1 protein-coding gene is annotated in these 943 nt (G+C 48.5%); it reads left to right on the forward strand.

Features of this window, described 5'->3' with window-relative positions; genetic code table 11:
* Nucleotides 1-131 precede the first annotated feature (131 nt).
* Nucleotides 132-943: DUF4942 domain-containing protein (locus E0D98_RS24815; protein ID WP_131891358.1), on the forward strand; the 812-nt coding region annotated here is incomplete at its 3' end.

The raw sequence follows: 943 nt of genomic DNA on the forward strand, positions 1-943 counted from the left end.
ATATCCGTACACTGCGCCAGTTGCAGCTTCTGCACCAGAACCGGTGACTCTCACTCACCAGACTTCATTCCACTGACGCCAGCCTGAACAGGGCTGGCGTTTTCATTTATCTGCAAAAAGGAATATCAATTATGTCTGATATCACAGTCTCCCGTCCGGAAGTTGTCAACTGGCATACGGACGTTATCTGCTCAACCAGTATCCTCCACATTCTGGCTGTACGAAAGAGTACACTGCTGCAAATCGACACACTTATCCGGCAACTGGCTGAAATCTCAGCAATGACAGAAAGCATTGGCGGTAAAACCGCACTGGACTGGGCCATGAAACAGAATTTTCACTGCGGTTGCTGGCTGATGGAGAAACCTGAAACCGCAATGAAAGCCATCACACGCAATCTCGATCGCGAAATCTGGCGTGACCTGATGCAACGTTCCGGGATGCTTTCCTTAATGGATGCACAGGCCCGTGATACATGGTACCGGTCACTGGAATACGATAATTTTCCGGAAATCAGTGAAGCGAACATTCTGAGCACATTTGAACAACTGCACCAGAATAAGGATGAGGTGTTTGAGCGGGGGGTGATCAACGTCTTCAGAGGGTTGAGCTGGAATTACAAAACCAATTGCCCCTGCAAATTTGGCAGTAAAATTATCGTCAACAACCTGGTGAGGTGGGACCGGTGGGGCTTTCATCTTATCACCGGGCAACAGGCAGATCGACTTGCTGATCTGGAAAGAATGCTACACCTGTTCAGCGGCAAACCGATCCCCGACAACCGGGAAAACATCACTATTCATCTGGATGATCACGTCCAGTCTGTTCAGGGTAAAGAGGACTATGAAGATGAGATGTTCAGCATCAGATACTTTAAGAAGGGCTCCGCGCACATCACGTTCAGGAAACCAGAGCTGGTTGACAGGCTTAATGATATTATTGC

Origin of the sequence: Escherichia sp. KCJ4928 (genome assembly GCF_004352695.1) — a bacterium.
Classification (GTDB): domain Bacteria; phylum Pseudomonadota; class Gammaproteobacteria; order Enterobacterales; family Enterobacteriaceae; genus ECMA0423.